General features: G+C 47.3%; 19 protein-coding genes and 1 pseudogene. 9 read left to right on the top strand and 11 right to left on the bottom strand.

Features of this window, described 5'->3' with window-relative positions:
* Nucleotides 1-8: 8 nt before the first annotated feature.
* Nucleotides 9-1811: an ABC transporter ATP-binding protein gene (locus tag ACVLR6_RS01480; protein WP_005181751.1), complete on the top strand. Its 1803-nt coding sequence runs from the start codon at nucleotides 9-11 to the stop codon at nucleotides 1809-1811.
* An 82-nt stretch (nucleotides 1812-1893) separates the two neighbouring features.
* Here ACVLR6_RS01480 and pgsA read toward each other — a convergent pair whose 3' ends face one another.
* The 3 genes from pgsA to uvrC all read right to left on the bottom strand — a co-directional run bounded on the left by pgsA (nucleotide 1894) and on the right by uvrC (nucleotide 5298).
* Entirely contained in the window at nucleotides 1894-2481 is a 588-nt protein-coding gene (gene pgsA / locus ACVLR6_RS01475; protein ID WP_034598126.1) for a CDP-diacylglycerol--glycerol-3-phosphate 3-phosphatidyltransferase, read from the bottom strand.
* A 108-nt stretch (nucleotides 2482-2589) separates the two neighbouring features.
* Complete coding sequence (locus tag ACVLR6_RS01470) at nucleotides 2590-3384, bottom strand: thioesterase family protein (protein ID WP_455995707.1); 795 nt, start codon at nucleotides 3382-3384, stop codon at nucleotides 2590-2592.
* 114 nt (nucleotides 3385-3498) lie between these two features.
* Nucleotides 3499-5298, bottom strand: coding sequence for an excinuclease ABC subunit UvrC (uvrC, locus tag ACVLR6_RS01465; protein WP_455995704.1), 1800 nt, complete (start codon nucleotides 5296-5298; stop codon nucleotides 3499-3501).
* A 173-nt stretch (nucleotides 5299-5471) separates the two neighbouring features.
* Between uvrC and ACVLR6_RS01460 the strand changes: the two genes are divergently transcribed.
* Complete coding sequence (locus ACVLR6_RS01460; protein WP_005181730.1) at nucleotides 5472-6548, top strand: AAA family ATPase; 1077 nt, start codon at nucleotides 5472-5474, stop codon at nucleotides 6546-6548.
* On the opposite strand, the gene ACVLR6_RS01455 is transcribed toward ACVLR6_RS01460, so the two are convergent.
* Entirely contained in the window at nucleotides 6537-6953 is a 417-nt protein-coding gene (locus ACVLR6_RS01455; RefSeq protein ID WP_005181729.1) for a PH domain-containing protein, read from the bottom strand. The genes ACVLR6_RS01460 and ACVLR6_RS01455 overlap by 12 nt on opposite strands.
* 122 nt (nucleotides 6954-7075) lie before the next feature.
* Nucleotides 7076-7990, bottom strand: a complete 915-nt coding sequence (gene lpxO / locus ACVLR6_RS01450; protein WP_075167599.1) for a lipid A hydroxylase LpxO — start codon at nucleotides 7988-7990, stop codon at nucleotides 7076-7078.
* Nucleotides 7991-8479: 489 nt separating this feature from the next.
* Here lpxO and fadB point away from each other — a divergent pair, with 489 nt between their 5' ends.
* Complete coding sequence (fadB, locus tag ACVLR6_RS01445) at nucleotides 8480-10633, top strand: fatty acid oxidation complex subunit alpha FadB (RefSeq protein ID WP_180036773.1); 2154 nt, start codon at nucleotides 8480-8482, stop codon at nucleotides 10631-10633.
* A 12-nt stretch (nucleotides 10634-10645) separates the two neighbouring features.
* The gene (gene fadA, locus ACVLR6_RS01440; RefSeq protein ID WP_075175015.1) at nucleotides 10646-11818 is read left to right on the top strand and encodes an acetyl-CoA C-acyltransferase FadA; all 1173 of its coding nucleotides are present in this window, start codon (nucleotides 10646-10648) and stop codon (nucleotides 11816-11818) included.
* 148 nt (nucleotides 11819-11966) lie between these two features.
* Here the strand turns inward: fadA and ACVLR6_RS01435 are convergent, their stop codons facing one another.
* On the bottom strand, nucleotides 11967-13328 hold the full coding sequence (locus ACVLR6_RS01435; protein ID WP_455995701.1) for a nucleobase:cation symporter-2 family protein: 1362 nt from the start codon (nucleotides 13326-13328) through the stop codon (nucleotides 11967-11969).
* 545 nt (nucleotides 13329-13873) lie between these two features.
* Entirely contained in the window at nucleotides 13874-14623 is a 750-nt protein-coding gene (locus ACVLR6_RS01430; RefSeq protein WP_104471815.1) for a hypothetical protein, read from the bottom strand.
* A 283-nt stretch (nucleotides 14624-14906) separates the two neighbouring features.
* Between ACVLR6_RS01430 and ACVLR6_RS01425 the strand changes: the two genes are divergently transcribed.
* Nucleotides 14907-15590, top strand: coding sequence for a DsbA family oxidoreductase (locus ACVLR6_RS01425; RefSeq protein WP_455995699.1), 684 nt, complete (start codon nucleotides 14907-14909; stop codon nucleotides 15588-15590).
* 65 nt (nucleotides 15591-15655) lie between these two features.
* Here ACVLR6_RS01425 and ACVLR6_RS01420 read toward each other — a convergent pair whose 3' ends face one another.
* Nucleotides 15656-15856, bottom strand: coding sequence for a dodecin family protein (locus ACVLR6_RS01420; RefSeq protein ID WP_005181715.1), 201 nt, complete (start codon nucleotides 15854-15856; stop codon nucleotides 15656-15658).
* Between the two features lie 405 nt (nucleotides 15857-16261).
* Between ACVLR6_RS01420 and ACVLR6_RS01415 the strand changes: the two genes are divergently transcribed.
* The 4 genes and pseudogenes from ACVLR6_RS01415 to ACVLR6_RS01400 all read left to right on the top strand — a co-directional run.
* On the top strand, nucleotides 16262-16423 hold the full coding sequence (locus tag ACVLR6_RS01415) for a hypothetical protein (RefSeq protein ID WP_168369786.1): 162 nt from the start codon (nucleotides 16262-16264) through the stop codon (nucleotides 16421-16423).
* Between the two features lie 322 nt (nucleotides 16424-16745).
* Nucleotides 16746-16925, top strand: a complete 180-nt coding sequence (locus ACVLR6_RS01410) for a hypothetical protein (protein ID WP_005181710.1) — start codon at nucleotides 16746-16748, stop codon at nucleotides 16923-16925.
* A gap of 9 nt (nucleotides 16926-16934) precedes the next feature.
* Complete coding sequence (locus ACVLR6_RS01405) at nucleotides 16935-18272, top strand: hypothetical protein (protein ID WP_455995697.1); 1338 nt, start codon at nucleotides 16935-16937, stop codon at nucleotides 18270-18272.
* 262 nt (nucleotides 18273-18534) lie between these two features.
* Nucleotides 18535-19497 (top strand): annotated as a pseudogene (locus tag ACVLR6_RS01400) (hypothetical protein); the annotation flags it as partial.
* Between the two features lie 61 nt (nucleotides 19498-19558).
* Here ACVLR6_RS01400 and htpG read toward each other — a convergent pair.
* The 3 genes from htpG to ACVLR6_RS01385 form a co-directional block, all read right to left on the bottom strand.
* Nucleotides 19559-21478 (bottom strand): molecular chaperone HtpG, encoded by a 1920-nt coding sequence (gene htpG / locus ACVLR6_RS01395; RefSeq protein ID WP_005181707.1) that lies wholly within the window; start codon nucleotides 21476-21478, stop codon nucleotides 19559-19561.
* 92 nt (nucleotides 21479-21570) lie between these two features.
* The gene (locus ACVLR6_RS01390) at nucleotides 21571-21915 is read right to left on the bottom strand and encodes a lysozyme inhibitor LprI family protein (RefSeq protein WP_455995695.1); all 345 of its coding nucleotides are present in this window, start codon (nucleotides 21913-21915) and stop codon (nucleotides 21571-21573) included.
* Between the two features lie 172 nt (nucleotides 21916-22087).
* Nucleotides 22088-22702, bottom strand: coding sequence for an OmpW/AlkL family protein (locus ACVLR6_RS01385; RefSeq protein ID WP_455995693.1), 615 nt, complete (start codon nucleotides 22700-22702; stop codon nucleotides 22088-22090).
* Nucleotides 22703-22927 lie beyond the last annotated feature (225 nt).

Below are 22927 nucleotides of genomic sequence, written 5' to 3'. Positions count from 1 at the left end.
AATTGCTTATGAACTTATGGCAGCTCTTTCAGAAGCTCAAGCCCTTTGTGCGGCCGTATCGGCTGCTGGTGATTGCCACGCTGATTCTGACTTTAATTGGTTCTCTGACCGCACAGGTCAATGCCCTGACCCTGCAATATGCCGTCGACAGCATTAACCGGCTGGTAGAAGCCGGTCAGGGGCTGGCTGAAGGCTGGCAGATTCTGATAACCATTAGCGCCATTTTACTGGGCAAGGAAATCATTAATGCCTTTGTCCAATTCGGGCAGAAATTTTATGGTGAAAAACTGCGGATTTTTGTGTCGCAGGATTTGGCCCAAGGCATTATTGAAAAGTTCCTGACCTACCGGCTGGCGTTTTTTAATCAGGACAACAATCAGGCCGGCAAGCTGCAAACCCGGATTGATCGCGGCATTGGCTCCCTCACCCGGCTGGTACAAATCTTTTTTATTGATATTTTACCGTTATTTACCAGCGCGATTATTGCCTTAGGGCTGATGTACTGGGCCAATTTCTATGTCGGACTGGTGGCCTCGGCCATTGTGCCCATTTACTTCTGGCTGACCTATAAACAGGCCCAGAAACTTGGCAGCTGGCGCCGCAATTTACGTGATGGCCGCGAACGGAAAAGCCAGGGTATTCTGAGTATTATCAACTCGATTACCGTGATCAAATCCTTTAACCGGGAACATATCGAATCGGACAAACAGCTAAAACTGCAAAAGGAACTGACCGACAACCAGATGCATACCCGGCAGACCAGCTTCCTGTTTGATGGCCTGAAAACCTTTATTGAACAGATCGGAATTGTGCTGATTATTATCCTGACTGCCTATTTTGTGCTGGATGGCCAGATGAGTATCGGCATGATCATGTATCACGTGTTGCTGTTTAATAACGTGTCGGCACCTATCCGTTCACTGCACCGGATTTATGATGAAGTGAATGATGCCATGATCTACTCGGAAAGCTTTTTCCAGATTCTGGAGGCCGATGATGAAATTGAAGCCAGCGGTGCACAAAAACCGGTAATTCGCGGGCAATTCAATTTAAGCGGGGTCGAGTTTTATTATCCGAACGGGCATCATGCCTTAAAAAATATCGAGATGTGCATTCAGCCCAACAAGATTACCGCACTGGTCGGCCTGTCCGGTGCAGGGAAATCGACCCTGATCAGCCTGCTGGATAAATTCTATGAACCACAGCAGGGCAGCATTCAGTTAGATGGAGTGGATTTAAAAGACATCGACACCCAATACCTGCGTGACCATATCGGGCTGGTGCTGCAAAAAAACCATATTTTCCAGGGCAGTATTTTTGACAATATCCGCTATGGCAAAACCGATGCTTCTCAGGAAGAAGTGATACAGGCCGCCCAGAAAGCCTCGATTCATGAGCAGATTTTGCAGCTCCCGCAAGGCTATGACAGTGATGCCCTGATGCTCTCGGGCGGTCAGCAGCAGCGGATTGCACTGGCGCGGATGTTCCTGAAAAATCCACCGATTATTTTTCTGGATGAACCAACCGCCAGTCTGGATGCCATTGCCACCGAGCAGATCAAGCAGAGTCTGGATGAAATTAAACAGGGCCGTACCGTGGTGATTATCTCACACAGTCTGTCGCAGATTATTGATGCCGATTACACCTATGTCATGAAAGAAGGCGCGATTGCCGAACACGGCGAACATGACACGCTGTACCATCAGGACGGTGTCTATAAAGAAATTTTTGATGCGATGGCCAAAAGCCTGAATATTGAAAAGATTGCCCGAACCTTTGAAGATGACGCAGAAGAAGAAACCCATAGTTAAACCGCAATCCGGTTAAAGATGAAGGAATGATTCTGTATTTTTTAATCCATAAAAAAAGCTCCTGTACAGGAGCTTTTTTGCCTTAAGGCTGTTTTAAATACGGCCAGGCGGCTTTTAAATAAATAAACATCGACCACAAAGTCAGCACCACCGCAGTATAGAGTAAGGCATAACCAAGCAATTCCAGTGGCTCCCAGTTCAGCAAGAACACGGAAATCGCAATCATCTGAAATGCAGTTTTATATTTCCCGACGGTAGAGACCGCCACGCTGGTACGCGCGCCAAGTTCTGCCATCCATTCACGCAAGGCCGACACGGTAATTTCACGTGAAATAATTACAATCGCGGCAAAGGCCATGGAAATGGTCGGCTGCCATTGCACCAAGACAATCAGGGCGGCTGCCACCATCAGTTTATCCGCCACCGGATCCAGGAAACGGCCAAAGGCTGAGGTCTGGTTTAAGGTTCGTGCCAGATAGCCATCAAACCAGTCAGTGACGGCAGCAATCACAAAAATAGCGGTCAGAATCAGATGCCGGGTCATCCCTGCATCATGATCATGGATTCCCATGGCAGGCGGCCAGTAGGCCACCAATAAAAATACGGGAATTAAGGCTATACGCGCTAAAGTTAAAATATTTGGAATGTTCAGGATTCGACCTGTTGTCATAGACACCGCCAATGCTTCCCCGTTATGCACGAGCTAAATGCACATATTTTTTGAGGGTTTATCCATCGTTAATAGGCTTCACTTTATACGAAATGGCAGAAAGTGTCACTAGGCAAAGACCGTTACGGTTTGCCGCGAAATGGCAATCAGCCGGTTTTCAGCATCCCAAAGATGCGCCGTTTCAGTAGAATAGCCATCTGCCGCATGCTCGGTAATCACTTTATATTTAAACCAATCATGCACTTGGTGGCGGATCGGATGCACATAAGTGATATGCCAGGTCAGCGAACTGGCCGGTGACAAGGTTTTAAATAAAGGCAGTACACCCGGTGGCCAAATGTCCATCAGTGTGACCAGATCGGCCACAGTAAAGTCGCGGTTGGCATGTTTTTCTGGCGTATAGCGGCACCAGCCGCCAAAATCGGACTGCTGGCTGCCGGTACACGGATAATCACCTTCGGCCCAGCACACCTCAAACTGCTGATAACATTCCGGCATCAGCTGATGCACCGGTAAATAGTTAAGCTGCGCTGGTGCAGGATAATCCGGCGCCACCGGTTCCTGCTGTACCTGAATAGTGGACTCACGCGCCGCGCCAAAGCTGGCCAGCAAGATGCTTTGTACCGCATCATCCTGCCATAAGCGCACTTCCAGCGTGGTCACCGACTTGCCCTGTCGCAAAATTTCTGCACTGATTCTGGCCCAGTCTTCCCGCACCGGCCCGACAAAGGTCACCGATGCACTGAGCAGACGTTTATCCGGGTCGGCAATCACCGAAAGGGCTTTCTGCATCATCAGTCCGGCCACCAGTCCGCCATAGATGGTTCGGCCCTGTAACCAGCCTGTTGGAATCTGAATCCATTCATCCTGCTCGATTGCGGCAAATACAGAACGCAGCGACATATATTTTCCTTTTTATTGAGTGCGCTTCATCTTGCAGCTTTTCAGTGTGGATGTGAATGGTCAATCGTATACTGGCCAGTGACTATTTTTGCCAATAGGTCAAATATGCCGGACTTATTCGTGCAGAATTTTATAGATGGTCCGCGCCATGACCTGCCCCAGTCCCGGTACCAGCATCAGGTCTTTTTCCGAGGCTTTTAGCACGCCCTGAATCCCGCCAAAATGGGTCAGCAAATCACGGCGGCGTTTTGGTCCCAGGCCGGGAATCAATTCCAGCACCGAACTGCCACGTTTTTTATCACGTTTGGCCCGATGCCGGGTAATGGCAAAACGGTGCGCTTCATCCCGTACCTGCTGAATCAGATGCAGAGCTTTATGATCTTCCGGCAGCTGGATTTTGCTGCCATCGATAAAATGCAAGGTTTCCAGTCCAGGTTTACGCCCCTCGCCTTTGGACACGCCGACCATAAAGGCTTCCAGTCCCAGTTCCTGCATCACTTCCATCGCCATATGCAGCTGGCCTTTACCGCCATCAATCAGCAGCAAATCCGGCAGCATGGCTTTTTTATAACGTCGGGTCAGGGCCTGACGCATTGCGGCATAGTCATCGCCTTCGGTAATGTCATTGATGGAAAACTGGCGATAATCGCGTTTGCGCGCACCGCCCGAATCAAACACCACACAAGACGCCACGGTCGCTTCGCCCATGGTGTGGGAAATATCAAAACATTCAATCCGGTCAATAGGACGCCCCACCACCTGCTCCAGCTGATGAAAACGCTCATTCAGCTCGAAGTGATTGGCCAGCTTGCCTTTAATCGCGTGTTGCACGTTCATTTGTGCCAGTTCTTGCCATTCGGCCCGGGTTTCGCGGACTTTGTGCTTGATCTGGACTTTCTGCTGAAACTGCTGCTGTAGCGCCTGCTCCAGCTCTTTGACATCTGGCAGTTCCACATTCACAATCAGCTCGGCCGGTACTTCATCGGCGACCTGAAAATAGAAATTGGCAATAAAGTCAGACAGCATCTGCTTCTGATCATCTCCGAGCATATCCGGAAAATAGCTTTTCCCGCCCAGCATCTTGCCATTGCGCACATGCATAATCTGCACACAGGTCACCCCGGCCTGATAAGCAATCGCCAGAATATCGGCTTCACCTTTGACCTTATAAATCGCCTGCTGTGCCTGTACATCGCGCAGCAAGGCCATCCGGTCCCGATAAAACACCGCTTTTTCAAACTCCAGTGCTTCCGCCGCGGCTTCCATTTTGGCAATCAGTTCCTGATTCAGTTCACGGGTATCGCCCTGTAAAAAGCGGATCGAGTTCTGCACATCTTCCTGGTAGGCTTCCGGTGAAATCAGCCCGACACAGGGCGCCGAACAGCGTTTGATCTGGTATTGCAAGCAGGGACGTTTGCGCTGGGAAAAATAGCTGTTTTCGCACTGGCGCACATTAAACAACTTTTGCAGCACGATTAAAGTATCACGGGCGTTGTAGGCACTTGGATAAGGCCCAAAAAATTTACCGACCTGATGCTTGCCTTTGCCACGGCCACTGGCAATCCGCGGATAAGGCTTGTCGCTGGAGACAAAAATATAGACATAAGATTTGTCATCGCGCAGCATGATGTTATACGGTGGCCGATGCAGCTTGATCAGGTTCTGTTCCAGCAGCAAGGCTTCGGTTTCCGAACGCACCACCAGCGTTTCAATATCATAAATCCGCGCCACCAGCGCCTGGGTTTTCGGATGTTCGATGGTTTTTACGAAATAGCTGGACACGCGATTTTTAAGATTCTTGGCCTTGCCCACATATAACAGTTCCCCATCTTTACCCAGCATGCGGTAAATACCGGGTAAGGTGGTCATATTGGCCAGAATTTTGACAATATGTTCGCGTGCGTTTTCGTTCACATTCAGCCTATTTATCGATCTCGTCTGCTCTAGCATGATGTGATGGTGATTCTGCTATTTTCAAGCATTGCCGCGCAAGCATGCCGGCAGAAATGACATGATTGCTACAAAGTCTTAGTGCCACAGGCAAATTTTGCTATGCTGAACAGCTTGTCCCGCTCAGGATTCAGTTTATGCACACCGCCCACTCTGCCATGCATATTATTCAGCCGGCCACCTCAACACATGCGGCATCGGAAAAAGACCGCCTGATTGGCAAACCGCGCTTTCATTTTGAACCGCGTGAAGTGATGCAGCTGCTCAGAACCCGGATTATTGGACAGGACACAGCCTTAAATGAAATTGAAAAAATGCTGCATGTGGTCAAGGCAGATTTTTCCAGCCCGGAACGTCCGCTGTCGGTGACGCTAATGCTGGGGCCAACTGGCGTCGGTAAAACTGAAACTGTCCGGCTGATCAGTGAAGCGATTTATGGCCGCCCGGATGCTTTTTGCCGGATTGATATGAACACGCTGGCACAGGAACATTATGCAGCAGCACTCACCGGTGCACCGCCGGGCTATGTTGGCTCCAAAGAAGGCCATAGCCTGTTTGATGAAACTGCGATTGCAGGCAGTCACACCCGCCCCGGCATTGTGCTGTTTGATGAACTGGAAAAAGCCTCGACTGAAGTACTGCGCGGGCTAATGAATGTGCTGGACACCGGCAAACTGACCCTGACTTCTGGCACCAAAACCATCGACTTTCGCAATTGCATGATTTTCATGACCAGTAATGTCGGTGCTCAAGCTGCGCAGCAATATCTGGACAAGCTGAATCTGTTCCCGAAAAAAATGCAGGACCTCTGTCTAAAACGTCTGCCGGCCAGACAGATTATTGAAAAGGTGATGCAGCGCCGTTTTGATCCGGAATTTCTCAACCGGATTGACCGGACCCTGCATTATGCGCCGGTCCAGGAAAATGCCCTGCCGCAACTGGTCGAGATTGAACTGGAAAAACTGAACAAACGCCTGCAGCATCAGAAACGTCAGGTGCAGCTGACCGATGCCGCCAAAGCCTACTTTTATCAGGGACATGATATTCGCTATGGCGCCCGGCATTTGGGCCGCCGCATGCGCACCGAACTGGAACCGATTCTGGCGCTGTATTTCCTCAGTCATCCAGAGCAGCTTAGTCTGTGTCTGGACTGTCAGGATCAGCAGCTGTTGATTCAGCCGGACCCAGCGACCAGCACTGAATCAGGACGATAAAGGCTGTTTAATCGCGGCGCAGAATTGCTCCGGATGCCGCGGCGACACCAGCACAAACTTGTTCACGCCATCTTGCTGATAGTCAATCTTTAAGCGTTTTAAGGACATGGCCGGAGATGCCACCGAGTTATTGGTCGGTGATACTTTTTGAATCTGCGCCAATGGGATGCGCCAGCTTAAAAACAGGCAGCGGATGGTCAGGCAGTCTTCGCTCACACGATAGCGGGTATTCCACACCGGCCACCAGATCACCACAATGGTCAGCAGATACACCGCGGTATGCACCGGATACGCTTGCATGGTGCCTTTGGCCTGCATGGTCAGTAACAATTGTACCAGCAGCCCGGTCATACAGATCAGAAAGGCCAGCACCCACCAGTCAATTTTGGAACGAAATTTCTGCATTATTTTCCCCTTTACTGTCTGTATCTTACACAAAATTTATGGGGGCTGCTGTATTCGGCCGTGCAGAAAAAAAACGCCCATGTGGGCGTTTTGGTTGGAGTGCAAAAGATCAGAATGTCATCTTAAAACAGATAAGGCCGGATAAAAATCAGGAAGAATAGCCCCAACATCAGCACCCATTTTAAAATGTAATATAGGGTCCGGTTTCTGGCTTTCAGGGCCTTGGCTTGAATCCGGATCTGATAAACATAGGCAAAGACTTTATTCAGGCCGCCAGTGCGGTCCCCGACTTCATTGGGCGAGCTGGCCGCCGTCATCACCTTTTTACCAAACCAGTGATTAAACTTTTGCATCCAACGGGTAGTTAACGGCCGCTCGACATCGGCAAAGAAAATAATCCGGTTTTGCGTAGTGCCATTTTCAGCATAGTGAATATAGGTTTCATCAAATACCACACTTTCACCATCACGCCATGAATAGCGCTGGCCATCGACATCAATAAAACAGCGCTCATCATTCGGGGTCATTAGGCCCAAATGATAACGCAGCGAACCGGCATAAGGATCGCGATGCCGGACCAGGCGGCTGTCCGGTGCCAGTTCGGTAAACATTGCCGCTTTGATACTTGGCAAGGTTTTTAATAAAGCCGTGGTTTTCGGGCACAGCTCGGCCGCAGAAGGATGCGCGGTGTCATACCATTTCAGGTAAAAGCGTTTCCAGCCGGTTTTAAAGAAAGAGTTAAACCCCAGATCATCATATTTGCTGGAGGCCTTGATGCCGCCTTGTTCATACAGCGCTTTGGCCTCATCGCGAATCATCTCCCAATGTTCATCCAGCACTTTTAAATCCTGAAAATGCTGGGTGTCGATGTAGGGCTGATTCGGTACGCGTGAAAAACGGTACATCAGAAAATTAATCGGGGCGAACAGGGTCGAATGGTCAAAGAACTGACGATAAAACGAATGCCGAACTTTGCCGCGTTGCTGGATATAAAACGCTGAAATGACAAAGATGGCCAGAATAATCCACTTAAGCATAGCAACATCCGGGAAATTGCCGCCCTGTACAGGGACGACAGACAAGCCAAAATATCGGCGAGCATAACAAATTTAGCCAGGCCAATCAGCCGGTCGTTTAAGACACAGCGTTGCAAAACTGGCGCTGTTCAGGTACCTGTACTGCCCTGCCCATTCACACGAATTGACTTTTTTGACCAAAACACCACAACTCCGGCATGGGCAGCGCCAGCTTTTTCCGTTATAAACAGAGGGCAACTGCGCCAAAAAAGTAAAACTGAAACAAGTACTTCATTGGCTTTTAAGCGAAATAAGCAGGAGAAGAAAGGGAACAAGACCTTGATTGGGCATAGAAAAATTGATGACCCTAGCGTCACGGCTTGATACAACTTGTTATGTTCTTTTTCGATATAGTTATCGTAAGATTAGCGAGGCATAGAAGTGTGCGGGAAATGCACACTCGCTTCACAACATCAACTTAGAAATCCTCCAAAATAAAGGAGATCAGGCATGATCCACGCTGGCAATGCCATTACCGTCCAAATGCTTTCGGACGGAATTGCAGAATTCCGCTTTGACTTACAAGGTGAGTCGGTCAACAAATTTAACCGTGCAACGATTGAAGATTTTAAAGCTGCAATTGACGCTGTCAAAGCCAATAGTGAAATTAAAGGCTTGGTGGTCACTTCAGGTAAATCGACCTTCATCGTGGGTGCAGATATCACTGAGTTTGGTGAAAACTTCGCACAAGGCGAACAAGCAATTGTAGAATGGGCCTTGCCTGTTCACGACATCTTCAACAGCTTTGAAGATTTAGATATTCCTAAAGTGGCTGCCATTAATGGTATGGCGCTGGGTGGCGGTTTTGAAATGTGTCTGGTCTGTGACTACCGTGTCATGTCCGAACAGGCGCAAGTCGGCCTGCCAGAAATCAAACTGGGAATTTTCCCGGGCTTTGGTGGTACAGTACGTTTAAGCCGTTTAATCGGGATCGACAATGCGGTGGAATGGATGGCAATGGCCAATCCGAAAAAACCAGCCGCAGCATTAAAAGATGGTGCAGTAGATGCCGTTGTTGCCGCAGACAAACTGACTGAAGCAGCGGTTGATCTAGCTAAACAGGCAGCAGCTGGCCGTCTGGACTGGAAAGCCAAGCGTCAGGAAAAACTCGATCCGGTGAAATTGAACCCGCTGGAACAGATGATGGCGTTCAACACAGCCAAAGGTGCGGTACTGGCCAAAGCCAATCCGGCTCAATATCCGGCACCAAAACTGTTACTCGATTCATTACAAGCCGGCGCTGGCCTGAGCCGTAATGATGCCCTAAAAGCAGAAGCGGAAGGTTTTGCCAAAGCTGCGGTCACCCCACAAGCGGGTGCCTTAATTGGTCTGTTCCTGAACGACCAGGTCGTAAAGAAAACTTCAAAAAAACATGAAAAAGGTGCTCATCCTGTTAACCAGGCCGCTGTTTTAGGTGCCGGGATTATGGGTGGTGGTATTGCTTACCAGGCGGCAAGCAAAGGCACACCAATTATCATGAAAGACATTGGTAACCCGCAACTGGCCTTAGGTATGTCTGAAGCGAACAAACTGCTGACCAAGCAGGTTGAACGCAAGAAGATGAAACCGGCGCAAATGGGTGAAACCCTGGCACGTATCCGCCCGACTTTAAGCTATGACGAGTTTAAAGAAGTCGACATCGTGATTGAAGCTGTGACTGAAAATCCAAAAGTCAAAGGCATCGTACTGAAAGAAACTGAAGCCAAAGTTCGTGAAAATACGATCATTGCTTCTAATACGTCTACAATTTCAATCACGCGTCTGGCTGAAAACCTGGAACGTCCAGAAAACTTCGTGGGTATGCACTTCTTTAACCCGGTACATATGATGCCACTGGTAGAAGTGATCCGTGGTGAGAAAACTTCTGCTGAAGCCATTGCGACAACGGTTGTTCTTGCACAGAAAATGGGTAAAACCCCAATCGTGGTCAATGACTGCCCAGGCTTCCTGGTGAACCGCGTCTTGTTCCCTTACTTCGGTGCATTTGATCTGTTACTGAAAGATGGTGCGGACTTCCAGCAAATCGACAAAGTCATGGAAAAATTCGGCTGGCCAATGGGTCCTGCTTACCTGATGGACGTGGTTGGTATCGACACTGGCGTTCACGGCGCAGAAGTGATGGCAGAAGGCTTCCCGGACCGTATGAAGCCAGACTACAAAGGCTCAATCCAGGTGATGTATGAAAACCAGCGTCTGGGTCAAAAGAACGATGTCGGTTTCTATAAATATGAATTGGATCGCAAAGGCAAAAAAGCCAAGACCGTTGATCCAACTGCTTATGAGTTAATTGCAGGCGTGGTGACTGGTGAAAAACGCGAGTTTGATCCACAAGAAATCATTGACCGTATGATGCTGGCTTTCTGTAACGAAACGGTTCGTTGCCTGGAAGACAACATTGTCGCAACACCATCTGAAGCCGATATGGCGATGATCATGGGTGTAGGCTTCCCTCCATTCCGTGGTGGTCCATGCCGTTACATCGACCAGACAGGTGTGGCTGAGTATGTTGCGCTTTGCGATAAATATGCGCACTTAGGTAAAGCATATGAAGCGCCGCAAATGCTGCGTGACATGGCTGAAAACAACAAGAAATTCTACGGTTAAGGAGCGACGTGAATGGCTACTTTAAATCCACGTGACGTTGTGATTGTTGATGGCGTACGTACTGCCATGGGCAAAAGCAAAAACGGTATGTTCCGCAATGTACGTGCTGACAGCATGTCTGCGGAGCTGGTTCGCGCTTTAGTTGCTCGTAACCAATTTGATGTCAACGAAGTTGAAGACGTAATCTGGGGCTGTGTCAACCAGACTCTGGAACAAGGTATGAACATTGGCCGTAACATTGCGTTACTGGCTGAACTGCCAAAAACTGTGGCGGGTCAAACCGTGAACCGTTTATGTGGTTCATCCATGCAGGCGATTCATACTGCAGCGGCGCAAATTGCTACTAACCAGGGTGATATTTTCATTATTGGTGGTGTTGAGCATATGGGCCATGTAGGCATGATGCACGGCATCGACCTGAATCCTGAAGCCTCTAAATACTATGCCAAAGCATCTAACATGATGGGCTTAACAGCAGAAATGCTGGGTCGTATGAACGGCATTAGCCGTGAAGAACAGGATGCGTTTGGTGTGGAATCTCACCGCCGCGCCTGGGCTGCTACCCAAGAAGGCCGTTTCAAGAATGAAATCGTCGGTATTGAAGGTCATGATGCTGAAGGCAAATTGCAGCTATGCGATGTGGATGAAGTGATTCGTCCAGATGCTAACCTGGAAGCATTCAAGGCATTACGCCCAGTGTTCGATCCGAAAGGCGGTTCTGTAACAGCAGCAACTTCATCTGCCCTCTCTGATGGTGCATCGGCCATGCTGTTGATGTCTTATGAGCGTGCGCAGGCTTTGGGTCTGAAACCACGTGCCGTGATTCGTTCAATGGCGGTTGCCGGCTGTGATGCGGCAATTATGGGTTATGGTCCAGTACCAGCAACGCAAAAAGCCCTGAAGCGCGCTGGCTTGTCGATTGCTGATATTCAAACTTTTGAATTGAACGAAGCATTTGCGGCACAAGGTCTGTCTGTACTGAAAGGCTTGGGTATTTATGACCAGCAAGACCGCGTTAACCTGAACGGTGGTGCAATTGCATTGGGTCACCCATTGGGTTGTTCGGGTGCACGTATCACCACGACACTGCTTAACGTGATGGAACAGCAAGATACACAAATCGGTTTAGCGACTATGTGTATTGGTTTGGGCCAAGGTATCGCGACGATTATCGAACGTGTTTAATCTTTCAATACCAAGATAAAAAACCCCCGCTTAATGCGGGGGGTTTTTATATTCGCAGAAATCACTTAATAAAAACGCCCCATGTGCTACATCGGGCGTTTTTAAATTGCATCTCAATCACGACTGAAGCAAGCTTCAGCTCATCGCCTTAATGTTCCGGCTTGGCCACTGTGGTTAACACTGGCTCAACCACTGTCTTTTTACCAAAATGAAGATGGTTAAACAGGATATTCAGGAAAATCGCCATCACACAGGTCGAGCTAATGCCCGAATGGAACAGGGTTTTAAACCCGGTCGGAAACTGGGCATAGAAAGAATGATCAATAATTGGAATCATCCCGGCGGCTAAAGACGTTGCCACAATAATCAGATTCTTCTGGTCACTATAGTCCAGTTTAGATAAAGTACGAATCCCGCTGGCCGCCACTGTACCAAATAGGACCAGACCAGCGCCGCCTAATACCGGCGTAGGAATGGAAGCAATAATACGGCCCATAATCGGCAGCAAGCCCAAGATCACCAGAATCAAGCCACCGGCAGCTACCACAAAACGGCTTTTCACACCGGTAATCGCCACCAACCCCACATTCTGAGCAAAGGCACTTTGCATAAAGGTGCCAAAGAAGGGCGCTACTGCTGAGGAAATCATATCGGCGCGCAAGCCATTGGCAATACGCTTGTCATCGACTTTGGCACCGACAATATCTCCCACTGCAATAATATCGGCCGTGGTTTCAGTTAACACCACCACCATCACAATGGTCATGGCCAGAATTGCAGACAGATGAAAAGTCGGTGCGCCAAAAGCCAAAAAGTCAGGAAAGGCAAACCAGGCACCCTCACCCACTTTGGAAAAATCGCCAAAACCCAAGACATAGGCCAGAATCGAACCGATCAGAATCGCCAGTAAAATTCCGGTACGGCGAATGGTTTCAGAACCAAAACGGCTTAAAAGCAGCAAAATCCCCAGGGTCATGGCGGCCAGACCAATATTCTGCATAGAACCCCAGTCAGGTGCATTGCTATTGCCACCCATAATCCAGCGCACGGCCACCGGCAATAAAGACAGGCCGATGATGGTAATCACACAGCCAGTCACCACCGGTGGAAAGAAACGGATAATCTTGGCAAAAAACGGCGTCAGCAATAACCCGATTAAGGAGGAGGCAATCACCGCGCCCAGAATGGCATTAAAACCGCCACCCGTGGTGGCAATACCGACCATGGTGGCCACGCCGGCAAAGGACACGCCTTGTACCAGTGGCAAGCGTGCCCCGAAATATTTCACGCCTAAGGTTTGTAACAGGGTCGCCAGTCCGCCCATAAATAATGAGGCAGTAATCAAAATCCCAATTTGCGCAGCAGTTAAACCGGCCGCTGTGCCGACAATTAACGGCGGTGCCACAATACCGCCATACATGGTTAATACATGCTGTAAGCCATAAGTCAGGCTTTTTCCTGCCCCTAAAAATTCATCTTCGGGCGAAATATTCTGTTTGCTCGTTGTCATGTGTAGCCCCACGCCGCAGCTCAGTGATGCTTTTCTCTGAAGCCATCTTTTAAAAATATACTGGCCCTTGCCTGCATGTTGCAGACAAGCGCTATTCCTGCGGGATTGGAGCAATTACTATGCCATTTTAAAAAATCTGCCGGATTTTGCTGGTAAATCGGCACCAACATGAGGAGGAGATGAACTAGTTAAAAACAAGAAAGAATAGAAAGATAATTTCTTAAATTTTAGAATTTTATCAATTACTTATACCAATATTTTTTCATTCATAATTTTATTCTTTTCCTCTTTTTAAATGGATCACGCACGATGCTGTCCATGTATATAACTCGTAGCCATCCACACCCTTAAAAAGCGCTAGAGGCTGTACACTCACAGTGCATTTTCACAGCCATCGCGGCCAGCAGCAGCACTAAAATATGTCCTGAGCCTGTGGCCAGGTGATCATTAAGAATGCACCTTGCATCTGCCGATACTGCCCCATGACGGTGTTGGGGCAGTATTAAGCTTTGGCTTAAAACAGGTGCAAGAAGTTGAGCTGTTACTTACAGTTTTTCAGCCAATGCCTGCTGATGCGCCTGGGTAATCTCCTGCATTTGCTGATTCAGCTTGAGCATGTCCTGATAGGCCTGATTAAACTGTTTCAGGCCTGCATCTTCATAGAACATAAACAGGTTGTTTTTCATTTCCCAGCGATTATTTTTTAGAATCCCAAGCAGCACATAGGCCTGACTCAGGCTCTGTTTTTCCAGCTCAAACAGCACTGTGCCTTCATCATTCTGGCGGCTTTCCAGCAGAGATTCACTTAACTGACGGCGTAGATGCGATTTAATCGGTAATTCTTCAATTTGGGCCAGCGCCTGTGCTTCATGTTCAGTCAGATGCTCCTGATATAGCTCCATCATAGCCTTGACCTGTGACAGCATGGCTTCGGTTTCGGCATAGTCCTGTTTTTTATCTTCATTCAGGCGTTTAATATCCAGAAACTGATCCCATTGCAACGCTTTCAGTTCGCGTAAATAGCTGTTACGCGCTTCGGCACTTTGCACCAGATGGCTAATCACAAATTCAGCCATCAGGGCATAATCACCGCTTAAACGCGGATCGGACGGATCAACCTGAATCGGGGTCGACCAATCCTGCGCCTGTACATAAATCTGCTCGGCCTTGTCATACAGTACGTTCTGATATTCGTGTAATTGGGTCAGTTCTTTTTGTTGTGCCTGATATTGATAAAACATCAATCCAAACACGGCACAGGTCACGAGGACGATGATCCACACTATACGTCGCATATCCTGTCCTCTTGTTGTATTTCTCGTTATCATAACGCTTTGTTGTTGTATCGCCTGTTTTTTAGACAAAATTATTCAACAAAGCACACAAAAGATCAAACAATAAAAATGACTTAAGTGATTTATTTTATTCAGCTAATTTTTTATTGTTTAGCTTATTTTCAAAAAATATAAAGTGATGAGGATGAAAAATACGGTTTGCTGGCGGCAAAGTACCCATCTCGGCTTTAATTCAGGCAAATCATCCCCATCAATAGTTGAAAACAAGGCAAAGAGAATATTCATGCGTGTAGATATCTGGTCCGATGTGGTCTGCCCTTTCTGTTATATCGGCAAAAAACGTCTTGAAGCCGCGGCAGCACAGGTCGGCGTAGAACTTGAGGTGCACTGGCACAGCTTCCAGCTTGACCCGGAGGCACCGGAACGTCAGGAAATTTCCAACTCTGAACGTCTGGCACAAAAATATGGCCGTACCTTGGCAGAAGTAGAAGACATGCAGCGCAATATTGCCAGCATGGCTGCTGAAGAAGGCATCCAGTTTAACTGGGAACAGGCCAATTCCGGCAATACCTTGAATGCCCACCGTCTGATTCATCTGGCGCAAAGCAAAGGCTTGGGCAATGAATCCAAAGAGGCTTTTTTCTACAGCTATATGACCCAAGGTCTGGCCATTGGCGAACGCGAAACGCTGGAAGATGTTGCTGCACGTATCGGTTTAAACCCGGTGGAAGTCGATGATGTACTCGATTCCGATGCCTATGCCGATTTTGTGAAATTTGATCAGGATGTAGCACGTGATCAGCTTAAAGTGACGGGCGTACCCTTTTTTGTATTTGACCAGCGCGTTGCTTTAGCCGGTGCCCAGCCACGGGAAGTGTTTGAACAGGTGCTGAAAAAAGCTTTGGAAACACCTACAGACAACGGCGCGCAATGTCAGGATGACCAGTGCGATGTACCGGAACAATAAGCAGTTACATCCTTAAGCATCGCTGCCATAAAAAATCCCCTTACGGGGATTTTTTTCTATGTACTTTATTCCACCAGGAAACTGATTTTTAAATTAACCCGATACTCGGTAATCTTATTGTCCTTAATCACCACTTTCTGTTCATTAATCCAGGCACCCTGCAGGTTTTTGACTGTTTCACCGACTTTGGCAATGCCGCTTTGAATGGCATCTTCAAAACTTTTATTACTGCTGGCATTCACTTCTACTACTTTTGCAATCGCCATGATTGATCCCTCAGTGTTGGTATAAACGTTCATCTTAGAATAAAAAATAGACAATAAAAGAGTGCTTAACCATACCGCGTCAAAAACTTACATCTCTATACAGATCAAGGGATTTGTACAGAGATGACGCGTGGATGGGGCAAAAAATCTGGAGATTTTTTCATCTTAAAACAGGATGATCTCGTTCTTGTAAAAATCATCATTAATTTAAATCTTGTAGCTAAATGATTAGAGCAATTATTCTAATTTATTGTTTTTAAATGTTATTTTTTAACAAAAAGTCTTAAACTTGCCGATATGATCATTTTCTCTCAATCACAACGCGCTATCATAGCTGTTGTTTGAATACACTCCCCCACGATGACTTTTCTCCCAAGTCATCCTTTTTTTGTGAAGGTAAGATTGATGAACGTTTTAAAAGCGCTTGGCCTGTTTATGGTCACCCTGTATGCAGCCAATGTATCAGCAGAAATGGTTTATGTACCAAGCTTCCCGACTGAAAAAGCCCACACTGAAACCGTGAGCAACGATCAGCCTGCAAGCGCTGAACAGAACAAAGAAGCTTAAGCACTTCTTTAAATACAAGCAGACCTCAGGTCTGCTTTTTTTATTGCGGTTTAGAACAATTCTGCGGCTGACACCTGATCCGACCGGACAATTTGAGACTGACATTTTTTGTCAATTCGGCAGCATGATCTGTTTATTCTCTGATTTAACTGAAATTTATCTAAAAAATTTTTTAATATTTCTTATATTGAAATCCCAATTTCTGTCATAAATGCCTAAAAATCCACAAAAGCTGACATTTTTTTTCATGTAATTTTTAGTGAAATACCTATAATCAAAGTGATCCAAAACAATTATTTAAGTACAGGTTGATGAGAGAGCAATGCACGAACTTCAAGCCCTGATTCAGAGAAAAATTTCTCCACAAGAGATTAATGTAGAAAATCTGGTGGCGCTGGCGGAACATTATTCACAGCCGCATTCTGCCGAATACAAATTGGTTGAACTGGCCCTGAATATTGTCCTGGCCAGTTATCTGGAAAAAGCACAACAACTGGTTTAAGTTTCCACCATGAATACTTTAGAAAAATCCCGGCTGATTAAAGAACTGCATGACCTGACGGGCGCACTGGAGCGTCGTTCCTTGAGTCTGTATGAAACCGCCAAGGCCAAAAGCCGGATTAAAAGTATTTTTGTTGAATGCGACCAGCCGCTGTTTAAAAAACAGATTCTGGCCTATAAGGCACAGGTGCAGCCGGAACGTTCTGCCGAAGAATTTGCGCGTGACACCATTTATGCACGTTCTTTTCGGGGCGTGTTTCAGCAGGTTGAGACTCTAGAACAGGCCTTATATGCCCAGCCCGATTCAGGTTGGGCCATCTTGTATCAGCCCACCTCTGGCTGGCAAATCTGGCTGATTCCGGCACCCGCACGTACTGCCCTGCTCAGTGACTGGGGCAATCTGGAACAGGTCTATCGCTGGATGTTGCAACAGCAGCATCAGTACCGCAGTCTGCACACCGATCTGGAATTACTCAACCAGCAAAACTATGCCGCAACGCAGGCCTTTCAGAATACCGTCACAGCACGTTCATCTGTAGCGATAGAACCTGAAGCAGCAGCTCAGCAACTCAAGCCTACCAAAGCAGCACCTGTTCAGCCTGAACAGCAAGCAGATCCAGTACCCGAAGCAGAGTCTAGCGCCCGTCATCTGCTGCTCAATCAGCTCAGCTGCCCGATTTCCGAATTACCCCTGGACCATCTGCCGGCGGAAAAACTGTGCCGGGTATTTTTACCAGCCCGGCCTGAAGTGATGCAGTATGCCGATGTGCTGGTTCATGATGCAGAGCAAGCGGCTCTGCTCAAACGCCCCGGTTATGTGGCCGAGCAGATCAATGCCCAAGGTCGTTTTATTAAATATCTGGTCTTGTTTGGCGCCTTGGATGCTATGCAGGCCACCCGTTTTGCCCATGCCTTTAGCCAGCAGCATGAACATGAAATTGCCGCAATCCGTGAAATAGACAGCGCTGTACTGGAAAGCCAGCTGTTTGCGCTGGACAGCCTGTTTCAGTGCTATCAACATGCCGAGCAGATGATCTGGCACAAAGAAGATTATTATCCGTTTATTCCGCTACAACTGATTCATACCCAGAAATTTATCCAGTTTGAGGAAACAGCAGCCACGCTGGCCACCCCGCTGATTTTATTAAAAGAGCGACAAAAAATTCGCCTGATTCATGGCCAGCAGCGTTTACAACTGGCGCGTACCGAACAGGCCTACCCCTATATTCTGCTCGATCGTCAGCAGGGCATGAGCTGGCAAATTATTCAAAAAGTCTTGAATCACCTGCCTGCGCCAGTCGACCCTTTACGTCTGGTTCAGGCCATTCAACAGCTCACCGCCAATTAATGTTTATGTTTTTGTAGCTGCATCTTGCTTTTCGCCTGAAGATTTTCAACACTAGCAAAAAGAGCTTAAAGATCAGTAAATAATGCCAAGAAAAGTACATTTTATAGCGCCATCATTATTATTATTTTGCCTGTTAGGCAGTGGATATACGGTTGCAGACAACAATACCAACCTGGAGACAGAACCGCAGACCGCACCACCAGGTTATGAGGTGCCGCTGGTGCCCGAAACTGAGGCGGGTAATGGTTTTTTCTATACCCTGCCGCGCCTGATTGATGCCACCCCGACCATTTTGCCGGAACAGTCGAATGAACCGACTGTGCCGCCCACGCATGAAACCGAAGAACAAAGCTGGGTAGACCGGCGCCAGAAACAGATTCGCCACTGGGCAGACAATACCGCACATAAAATTGATAACTGGTTTGGAGAAACTAGCCCGGAGGAACCGGCCTCTGCGACCTTGCGTATTCTGGTCGACAGTCGCTGGAACAAATATGATGACTACGATATTAAACCGCGGGTACGTGGCCGGATTAAACTGCCGACGCTGGAACGCAAATTAAGTCTGGTCTTTGGTGATGACTCACTGGATAACGAACTGCAAAACAGTGTTGCCATTACCAATGAAAACCCCAGCAACAGCCCGGACAAAACCCTGGATGGCCGACGGGCGCGTGAAGACAACAGCTCTCTGGCCTTACGCTGGTCTGACTTCACTGAACGCTTACCCTTTGAAACTGATGCCGACCTCGGGGTGCGTTCCGGTGATGATATTTATGCCCGTTTAAAAATTGCCAAGGACTGGGAACTGGTCAATGACTTTTCCTTTCATGCCGAGCAGATTTACCGTTACGGCCTCGACAGTGAAAACTATTTAAGAACCAACCTGGAACTCATTCATGCCCGGCCCGATCATCCGTTTTTAAGCAACCAGTTTAGCCTGACCTATGCCGATGAACAGGATGATGACCTCAGATGGGACAACTACAGCTTTAGACAGCACCAGTTCTTCCACGGCAACCGTTTTAACTACGGGCTCTACACCGGCGGTTATTATCATAATGATGATTTACGCCTGAACAGCTGGGGGCCATTTGTGTCCTGGCGTCAGCCGTTCTTGCGCGAATGGTTTTTTGTGCAGGGCGACCTGAATTACTATAATGATGACCGTGAAGACCGCAGCCATTACCCGAGTGTCTTGCTGCGTTTAGAAGCCCTGTTCTAAAGCCGTCGACAATATAATCGTGCATTAAAAAAACCTCCCGCAGGAGGTTTTTTTAATGGGCTTATTTCAATAATAAGCTGTTGATGCGTTTCAGGTACTCTGCCGGATTTTCTGGCAGTCCCCCTTCTGCAATCAGGGCCTGATCAAAAATCACATTGGCCAGATCATCAAACTGAGCCGAACCTTGCAGTTTTTGCACCAGTGGATGCTGCGGGTTAATTTCCAGAATCGGCTTCATTTCTGGCACCGGCTGACCGGCATCTTTCAGCATCCGGATCAGCTGTGGCGACAATTCCCCATCAGCCGTAACCAGACAGGCCGGAGAATCAACCAATCGTGTGGTCACGCGCACTTCTTTGGTTTTATCTTTCAGCGATTCAGACAGCTGCTCCACCACTGGCTTAAACTGCTCTGCCGCCTGTTCCAGTGCCTTCTTCTCTTCAGCATCTTGCAGATCGCCCAAATCGACCGCACCTTTAGACACGTTTTGCAGCGGTGTACCATCAAACTCATGTACGAAGTTCATGGCCCATTCATCAACACGTTCAGTCATCAGCAGGACTTCAATGCCTTTTTTCTTGAACAGCTCCAGCTGCGGCGAGTTCTTGGCCGCGGTCAGGCTATCTGCGGTTACATAGTAAATGGCTTTCTGGCCGTCCTGCATCCGCGCTTTGTAATCTGCCAGTGAGGTACTGACCTCATCCTGGGTGGAGGTCGCATAGCGTAATAATTTCAGGATACGCTCACGGTTACCAAAGTCTTCGCCCAGGCCTTCTTTTAAGACCGAACCAAATTCACGATAGAAAGTCTTGAAGTTGTTCTGGTCTTTTTCATCTTCAGATTTGGCCAGACCATCCAGCATGGTCAGCACACGGCGTGCGTTACCTTCACGTATGGTTTTCACATCGCGGCTTTCCTGTAGCAGTTCACGGCTGACGTTCAGCGGTAAATCGGCGCTATCCACCACACCCTGTACAAAGCGCAAATAGTTTGGAATCAGGTTGTCAGCATCATCCATAATAAACACGCGTTTGACATACAGCTTGATGCCAGCTTTGGCTTCGCGGGTAAAAATATCATGTGGTGCTTTTGGTGGAATATACAGCAACTGGGTATATTCGGTGCTGCCTTCGACACGGTTATGCGACCAGGCCAGCGGCGCTTCAAAATCATGGCTCAGGTTTTTATAAAACTCGATATACTGTTCTTCGCTAATCTCGTTTTTACTGCGGGTCCATAAAGCACTGGCCGAGTTAATCGCTTCCCATTCATCAGTTTTCACATACTGGCCGCCTTTTGGCTGTTCACCTTCCGCTACTTCCTCTTCCTGCCAGACTTCTTTTTGCATTTGAATGGGCAGGCTGATGTGATCAGAATATTTATTGATAATCTGCTTCACTTTATAGCTTTGCAGATAGTCCAACGCATCTTCACGTAAATGCAGGATGATGTCGGTGCCACGACCTTCCTTGTTGATTTGCTCGACTTCAAATTCACCGGTGCCACCGCTGATCCAGCGTACACCTTCCGATGCGTCCAGACCGGCACGGCGTGATTCTACGGTAATTTTATCGGCCACAATAAAGCCAGAGTAGAAACCCACCCCAAACTGGCCAATCAGCTGGGCATCGGCTTTTTGATCACCGGTCAGCTTGGACATAAAGTCTTTGGTGCCGGATTTGGCAATGGTCCCCAGGTTATCAATCGCTTCCTGCTGGCTTAAACCAATACCGTTATCGGAAATGGTCAGGGTATTGTTCTCTGCATCCAGACGCACACGCACGCGCAGGTCCGGATCATTTTCATAATATTCAGGATGGTTGATGCCTTCAAAACGCAATTTATCGCAGGCATCAGAGGCGTTAGAAATCAGTTCACGCAGAAAAATTTCAGGGTTGGAATAAAGAGAATGCGTCACCAAATGTAAAAGCTGAGCCACTTCAGCCTGGAAACTGTGTTTTTGTGCGCTTTGTTCGCTCATTCATCACTCCTTAAATTGACAGCATTGTTGTATTGGAATGCCTTATGAATTGGAGTGAGGCGACGATTTTTCAATAGGAAAACAAAAAAATATTAAAATGGGCCCTGCTGATAGACCCGCTGCATATACTGCTCCAGCTTTTGCTGACGCATCTGGTAAACCTGGGTCAGACATTCAACCGACTGGCCACAGCGGTCACGCAGGGCCAGCCAGCGCACCTGTTCATCCCGTATGGCCGAACGTGTCCCCATCGGTACCAGACGGTTAATAATTTTATAGGTGGTGGCCATCTCCACATCGGCATCATTAACATTACGATGTTCACAAATGGCATGTTCGGTTGGGGTTTGGGCACGTTCACAATTAAAGCTGGCTGCAGCGGCAGGCAGGCTGATCAAACTGGCGAAGACCAAGGCAAAGGTTGTATTTCTATTCATATTTGATCTTCTCACTTTTTTCATTTCTTTCATTTCTTTCACTACAAATTAAATGAAAACGAATACTTAACTCAATATTCTGATTTTGTTCTATTGTTATCATTTTGCAATAAAAAGGCCCCATCACCAGGATGGGGCTACGCTGAATTTTATTATTGGTACTTTTTTATAATTAGAATTTGTAGCTATAACCGATGGTGTACACCATTGGATCAATATCCAGATCAAATTTAGCTGCTGTATCACCTGCAGCCGTCTTAGCAGTTACTTCTGGGCTAAGCTGCGCATAACGTGCATCAAAGAATACGCCCCAGTTCTTGGCATCTGCTGGCTGGAAATTAAAACCAATCTGGCCGGTAAAACCAAAATCTTCTTTTACTTTTACATCTAAACCAGTTAGCGCACCTTTTGTTTCTTCATCCCATGCTACAAACGCGGTACCACCAACACCAATATACGGCGTGAAACCAGTGCTGTTTTTAAAATGGTATTTTGCCGTCAGCGTTGGTGGTAAATGTTTAATACGTACCACATCTGTACCCGCTAACTGAACATCATGGTTAATTGGTGCAGCTAAAAGCAGTTCTGTCGAAATATTGTCATTAAAGAAATATTCAACCGACGGGGTAAATGCATATTCATGATCAGCTTCAAAGGTACCCAATCCATCCACAAAAGTATCTTGCGTTGGCGCAACAACCGAACCGCCCAGCTTGACTTGCCATTGGCCTGCCATCGCAGAAGCAGAAAGACCCATTAATGCAACGAGTGTAATTTGCTTTAACATTTTAATACCCCACTGGAAGATTATTTATTCAAAAATTAAACATTAATTAATAATAAACACGTTAGAAATTAATATGCAATACTTATCCGATATAATAATTTTATATTATTTTCAAACTATTGATTATTAAATTAATTTATTTTAACCAACCACACAACTTGGTTTTAAATACCAACCTGCTTTATCAAGATTAAATAATAATATTCAGATTAAAATACTCAGGTT

Source organism: Acinetobacter sp. T63, assembly GCF_053852345.1.
Note: the sequence above shows the minus strand (reverse complement) of the source record. Positions and strands in the feature narration are given on the sequence as shown.